Genomic DNA, 6,037 nt, shown 5'->3' on the forward strand with positions numbered 1-6,037 from the left:
GGCCGCCGGGGACGGGCCTTCGTCCCCGTCCCCGGCGGCCGCCGCATCGCCGCTGACGGGACGGACACTGTCCCCATAAACGGCCACAGTTTCCGCGACGTGGCGGATGCAAGCGCATCTAGACTGGAGGTCACCTTCCGTCCCGGCAGAAAGGTTCGCACCCACCGTGGACACTCCTCTCGTCACTGCGGTGGCCGGCCTGCCGCGCGTCGTCCGCTGCCTCGATGCCCACGGGCGCCCGGTGAGCCTCTCCGGGCGCACGCTCAGCAGGTCCTCCACGCAGCTGCAGGACCTGCTCCGCAGGGCCTACACGGGTGCTCGCGGCGACGCGCCCACCGAGGAGCTGACGGTGTCCTTCCTCGAGGAGCAGGACGGGAGCCTGCAGCTGGAGTACCTGGTGGTGGACCGTGGCCGGCCCCACCGCGGGATCCGCGGCCGGCGTCGGGCCCGGAGACGTGCGCGGGACAGCCAGACCGCGCTGACGCAGGCGGCGCTCGTCGTGGCCGGTGCCGTGGACACCGTCGCCGTGCTCGCCTCGGCGAGCACGGCGCGGTGGGCCGACAGCGACAACCCGGACTTCGCCGACGTCGTGCTCGACGACGTGCGCACCGTCCGGGTGCCCGCCGCCGTGCGCGCACTGCTTCTGGACGAGACCGTCCTGGAGCTGCTACGGGGAGCACTGGCCATGTTCCTGGACGACGACGTGGAACGGCTGGTGATCGGCAGGGACCCGGAGCTGCAGGGCCGGTACCACGAGACGGTCGTCTCCCGCTCCCCCACCCTGCTGCGCTTCCTGGAGGGCGCCCCGCTGGCTCCCCTCGTCGGCGCGGACCCGGAGCGCAGCTGACCGTCTCGCCCAGCCGCCGCAACTGCGCGGCGACGCGCTCGGCCGGCGGCACCGGAAAAGTCCGCGGCGCACGGGACCTCCGGGTCGGGGAACGGCTGGAGAAACGGGCCAACGGGGCCTGCTTCAGCGCACTTCCCAGTTCCAGCGGTAGAGGAACGCCGACATCGCGTCGCGGTGGGTAGTGCTGAGCGGCCGGAAGGTGCGATCGGGCCAGCCGGTGGTCACGCCCTGCGCGGCGAGCCAGTGGATCTCCTGGTAGAAGTCCTGGCCGGAACGGACGTCCGTGAACCGCGAGGTGGCCGGGGCGGTGTAGGCGGGGGCCCCGGAGGCGCGGTAGAGCAGGGCGGCGGTCGCCTCCCGCGAGATCGGGTCCGCAGGGCGGAAGGTGCCGTCGGACCAGCCGTTGAGATAGCCGCGGGCCTTGGCCCAGTGAATCTCCTCGTAGAAGGGGTTCGCCCTGCCGACGTCCCGGAACTGCGAGGCGGCCGGGGCCGTGTAGGCCGGCGAACCCGCCTCGCGGTACATCACCGCGGCCATGGCGCCCCGCTCGATGTTCTGCAGCGGGCGGAAGGTGCCGTCCGACCAGCCGTTGAGCAGCCCGGTACGGTTGGTGTAGTGGACCTCCCGGCCGAACTGGCCCTCCGGCTGCACGTCCTTGAAGATTCGTGCGCGCGGGGTGTTCTTCACCGCGGTCTGCAGGTCCAGGTGCTTGAGGCCGCCGATGGTGACCGCGGAGTCCAGCAGGATCCGGCGGACCTGGTGTACGTCCAGCGTCGGGTCGAGCTCGCGCAGCACGGCCGCGGCGCCGGCCACGTGCGGTGCGGCCATGGAAGTGCCCTGGTTGCCCCCGTAGCCGGCCCGGTAGGGACCGGCGGCTCCCTGGTCCACGGTGGAGAGCACCGAGTACCAGTCGGCCCCGCCGGGTGCCACGAGGTCCACGGCCCAGCCCCAGTTCGAGTAGGAGGCCCGCTGGCCGGTGACCCCGGCGGCACCCACGGTGATGTTGTTCATGCAGGACGCCGGGGACGTGCCGGAGGCGTCCACGTTGTAGTTGCCGGCCGCGGAGACCACGATCGAGCCGCGCTGGTGGGCGGAGTCGATGGCCTCCTTCCAGGTGACGGAGCAGACGCCGGGGAAGTTGAGGGACAGGTTGATCACGTCGGCCCGCTCGGCCGGCGGGGCCATCCCGTCGACCCACTGGCCGGAGGCCCAGCGGATGCCGTTGGCGACGTCGGAGGCGTAGCCGGAACCGCAGGTGCCCAGTACCCGGACGGGCATGATCTTCGCCTGCGGCGCCACCCCGGCCACGCCGATGCCGTTGTTGGCCTCCGCGGCCGCGGTGCCGGCCACGTGCGTGCCGTGCCACGAGGACTTCGTCTCCCCGGCCCCGCAGGTGCCGGCCGAGCCGTAGTCGCCCTCGTCCCGGGGGTTCCAGTCGCTGCCGTTGCCGTCGCGCGAGCCGGCGTAGACGGACTGGCCGGCCGTGGTGGCCGTCCGGACCAGGTCGATGCCGGGCACGGCGTTGATGTCGGGATGGCTGATGACGCCGGTGTCGACGACGGCGATGATCTGCCCGGCGCCGGTGGCCCGGTCCCACGCCGGGGTCGCGTCGATGTTGGCGAGACTCCACATCGAGGGGAGGTAGGGGTCATCGGCCACGGCGGAGGCGGTGACGATCATGTCCGGCTCGGCGTACTCCACGGCCGGATCGGCCTCCAGCTGCGCGATGGCGCTCTGCAGGTCGTCGACCTCGACCTTCTCGCCGAGCTGGACGACCTTCGCGCCGTCGCCGGTGGTGCTGACCACCTCGGCGACGATGTCCCCCGGCTCGGCGTCGGTGTTCTCCTCCACCGCCGTCTCGACCGACTGCTGGACGTCCTCGTCGGAGGCCGGGGCCTGGGCGGAGGCGGCCCCGCCCGTGGCGTCCTCGGCGAGCTTCACGATCAGCCGGTCGGTGGGCTCGGGCGTGGCGTCGGTGCTGCGGGGGACGCTGGGCTCGGCGTCCCGGACCGCGGGGGTGGGGAACTCCACGGCGGCGGCCGGGATGGTCGGGGACAGCATCAGCAGGCCTGTCAGGGCGGCAACGGCAGTGCGGGATCGGCGCATGGGTGAGTACTCCGGGGGTCAGCCTTGTCGGGGGGGGTGCAGCGGAGCGGGCGCGGACTCTCGTCCGGGCAGAGCCTGGGGGAAGCCTCCGAGCAGATTCTATGTATTCACATACATAACGGGGAAAGGTGTCGCGCCGAGGACTTCACAACCGGAAATATCCGCGCCGGTCCGTGGCGCGCTGCGGGGGCCGCGGAGCCAGGAGTCCGCGTGCACGGGCGGCTGGCGGGACCGACGGGCCGGCCCCGCCCGGTGGAGGCGCCTCAGTCGCGAACGGGCTCGCACGGCCTAGGCTGGGGACCCCGCCCCCCGACACGTCACTCCGAAGAGGCCCCCATGTCCCCGAAGGCCGTTCTCACCTCCGTCCTGCTCGCCGCGGGTCTCGCCCTGGCCGGGTGCACCGGCAGCACTCCCCCGGCCCAGGACGCCGCCTCCCGCAGCACCGCCACCCCCTCGGTGAGCGGGCCGGCGACCAGCTCCGCGGCCGCTACCGCGGGCGCCCCTGCGAGCGCCACGGAGCCGGCCGAGCGCCCGTCCGCCCCGGCCGACGCCCCGGCGCCCCCCGCCCCGGAACCGGCCGCTCCGGCGCCGTCCGAGACCCCCGTCCGGATGATCAACCCGCCCGGCCAGGAGCCGGCGGTTCCCGAGAACCCGCTGCCGCCGCGCAACGTCACCTACGAGGAGGCCTACGCCAACTGGCAGAACGGGATGCCCTACTACGACGCGTTCTGCCTCCACTACCAGCCCGTGACCCCGGCCGGGGTCGCACAGTGCGAGGGCATCCGCGCCGGCACCGTGGACGGCGTCACCGGCGAGTACATCGGCGGCTGAGCCCGTTGGGCCGACGGTCGTGCCGCAAACCGCTGCCGGCTCATTGTCCGTGCAAGCATGAGCGGGAAGCAGCAGCATGAGGAACGGAGTGTCCATGGCGCGTATGACTGGCAAGGTCGCGCTCGTCAGCGGCGGGGCCCAGGGCATCGGGGCAGCGGTGGTGCGTCGCTTCGTCGAGGAGGGGGCCAGCGTCCTTGTCGGGGATGTCTCGTTCCGGGGCGGGGAGCTTCTCGGGCACGGCGGTGCCGTGCACGCCGTCCGGTTGGACGTCACCTCCCCGGAGGACTGGGCAAGTGCGGTGCGGACGGCGGTCGAGAAATTCGGCGGTCTGGACGTGCTCGTCAACAATGCTGGGGTCTCGCACATCGCCCCCGTGGCTGAACACCCGGTCGAGGAGTGGGAGCGTGTCCTTGCCATCAACCTCACCGGGCCCTTCCACGGCATCCAGGCAGTCGTCCCCGCCCTGCGCGCCCGCGGCGGAGGATCGGTGGTGAACATCGCCTCGACGGCAGCTCTGCGTGGTTTCCGCGGCGCCCCCGGGTACACGGCCTCCAAGTTCGGGTTGCGGGGACTCACCAGGAGTGCTGCCCTGGACCTCGCCACGGACCACATCCGGGTCAATGCCGTCCTGCCCGGGTTCACGCGCACCCCGGCGACCGAGGCCATCCGGGCGGACCCTGCCCTGATTGCGCTCGGGCGCACAGCCGACCCGGCGGAGATCGCAGCCTCGGTGCTACATCTGGCCTCTGACGAGGCGTCGTTCGTGACCGGCGCAGAGTACGTCGTCGACGGCGGCGAGACCACGTGATTACCGGTGTCAGCGAGTCCGGCCCGGATCGGTCGATGTTTCGACCCACCACTAACCTGAGCCGGAGAACCACAGCGCCTCGGTCTCGCACCGGGATGGGATCGTGTGTCTTCCTTCGTGGGAATCGGATCTCGTGCACCCGTATGAGACCCTCCACGTGCGAGTGCACGCCGGATGCCTTCTTGTCCGAGGCATGACGGATATTGGTCCTCGCGAGCTGACGGACGGCGTCGGTCCGCGGTAGGGAGGAATCCGCATGTCGTTCACGACGATGTTGCAGCACCGACTACGGCTCACGTTCGCCGGGCAGGCGGACCGGGTGCCGGAGTGGGAGCTGGCCTTGGCCGACGGTCACGATGCGGGCTTCTTCCCGCCGGAGTCGGCCGTGTGGGCGGTGCACGGGTCCATGGCTACCATCCCGGCCGGCGTCCGGGCCCTCCTGACGCAGACCCTGCACCCGGGGGCCCTCACCGGGATCGTGGAACACTCGGACTACCGGGCTGATCCGCTGGCTTGGCTGGCCGGCACCATCCGCTGGATCTTCACCGTCACCTACGGGGACACCACTGCTGCCCGCCGCGTCTCCGCCCATGTCCGGCAGTTGCACGAAAGCGTGCGCGGGACCTACATCGGGGCCGACGGGGACCGACACTCATACTGCGCCAACGATCCGGAGCTGACCGAGTGGGTTCACCTGGCGTTCACCGACGCATTCCTTCGCTCCCACCAGCGGTGGGGCGGCGAGATCCCGGGCGGTGCGGACGCGTATGTGCGGGAGTGGGCGGTAGCCGGCGAGCTCATGGGCGTGCCGGCCCCGCCGCGTTCGGAGGCGGAACTCGACGCCCGCCTGCGCTCCTTCGACGACCGGTTGACGGGCGGGCCGCGGGGGGACGACGTCGTGCGGTTCTTGCGCAGACCTCCCTTGGACTCCTGGCTGATTCCGGGCTATCGAGCCCTGTTCGCTGCGGTGGTCGACTCGCTCCCCCAAGCGCGCTTGGACCTGTTGGGGCTCGAGCAAACGAAACTGGGCCCGGTTCCCATGCCCACCAGCCGGGCGGCTGCACTCACCCTCTCCGTTGTGGGGAGAGCCCTCGAGTTGAGCCCCCGATAGTGGTGTAGCGCGGTGGCCCTGCTCGTCAACCGGTCGTCGAAGGAGCGCAGGCGGGCGTCGAGTTCCGCCTCCGAACGCGGCGGGGCCGGCACGCCCATGAGCTCGCCGGCTACCGCCCACTCCCGCACATACGCGTCCGCACCGCCCGGGATCTCGCCGCCCCACCGCTGGTGGGAGCGAAGGAATGCGTCGGTGAACGCCAGGTGAACCCACTCGGTCAGCTCCGGATCGTTGGCGCAGTATGAGTGTCGGTCCCCGTCGGCCCCGATGTAGGTCCCGCGCACGCTTTCGTGCAACTGCCGGACATGGGCGGAGACGCGGCGGGCAGCAGTGG

5 protein-coding genes and 1 pseudogene are annotated in these 6,037 nt (G+C 71.8%); 4 read left to right on the top strand and 2 right to left on the bottom strand.

Annotated features, from left to right (window positions below; genetic code table 11):
• Positions 1 to 166 precede the first annotated feature (166 nt).
• Positions 167 to 847, top strand: a complete 681-nt coding sequence (locus tag ABL57_RS10785) for a hypothetical protein (protein WP_152683367.1) — start codon at positions 167 to 169, stop codon at positions 845 to 847.
• A 123-nt stretch (positions 848 to 970) separates the two neighbouring features.
• Here the strand turns inward: ABL57_RS10785 and ABL57_RS10790 are convergent, their stop codons facing one another.
• Positions 971 to 2,953, bottom strand: coding sequence for a S8 family serine peptidase (locus ABL57_RS10790; protein ID WP_053004905.1), 1,983 nt, complete (start codon positions 2,951 to 2,953; stop codon positions 971 to 973).
• 336 nt (positions 2,954 to 3,289) lie between these two features.
• On the opposite strand from ABL57_RS10790, the gene ABL57_RS22320 reads away from it, so the two are divergent.
• The 3 genes from ABL57_RS22320 to ABL57_RS10805 all read left to right on the top strand — a co-directional run bounded on the left by ABL57_RS22320 (position 3,290) and on the right by ABL57_RS10805 (position 5,703).
• The gene (locus tag ABL57_RS22320; protein WP_047803481.1) at positions 3,290 to 3,784 is read left to right on the top strand and encodes a hypothetical protein; all 495 of its coding nucleotides are present in this window, start codon (positions 3,290 to 3,292) and stop codon (positions 3,782 to 3,784) included.
• Positions 3,785 to 3,878: 94 nt separating this feature from the next.
• Positions 3,879 to 4,592, top strand: a complete 714-nt coding sequence (locus tag ABL57_RS10800) for an SDR family NAD(P)-dependent oxidoreductase (RefSeq protein WP_047803484.1) — start codon at positions 3,879 to 3,881, stop codon at positions 4,590 to 4,592.
• A gap of 256 nt (positions 4,593 to 4,848) precedes the next feature.
• On the top strand, positions 4,849 to 5,703 hold the full coding sequence (locus ABL57_RS10805) for an oxygenase MpaB family protein (RefSeq protein ID WP_047803482.1): 855 nt from the start codon (positions 4,849 to 4,851) through the stop codon (positions 5,701 to 5,703).
• Here the strand turns inward: ABL57_RS10805 and ABL57_RS21265 are convergent.
• A pseudogene (locus ABL57_RS21265) lies at positions 5,688 to 5,987 on the bottom strand (oxygenase MpaB family protein); the annotation flags it as partial. The gene ABL57_RS10805 and the pseudogene ABL57_RS21265 overlap by 16 nt on opposite strands.
• Between the last annotated feature and the right edge of the window lie 50 nt (positions 5,988 to 6,037).

The organism is Kocuria sp. SM24M-10, assembly GCF_001027955.1.
Taxonomy (GTDB): domain Bacteria; phylum Actinomycetota; class Actinomycetes; order Actinomycetales; family Micrococcaceae; genus Kocuria; species Kocuria oceani.

Bases quoted from the DNA above. Each gene is read 5' to 3' on its own strand.
- ABL57_RS10790 (WP_053004905.1), bottom strand. From the start codon at position 2,953: ATGCGCCGATCCCGCACTGCCGTTGCCGCCCTGACAGGCCTGCTGATG.
- ABL57_RS22320 (WP_047803481.1), top strand. From the start codon at position 3,290: ATGTCCCCGAAGGCCGTTCTCACCTCCGTCCTGCTCGCCGCGGGTCTC.
- ABL57_RS10800 (WP_047803484.1), top strand. From the start codon at position 3,879: ATGGCGCGTATGACTGGCAAGGTCGCGCTCGTCAGCGGCGGGGCCCAG.
- ABL57_RS10805 (WP_047803482.1), top strand. From the start codon at position 4,849: ATGTCGTTCACGACGATGTTGCAGCACCGACTACGGCTCACGTTCGCC.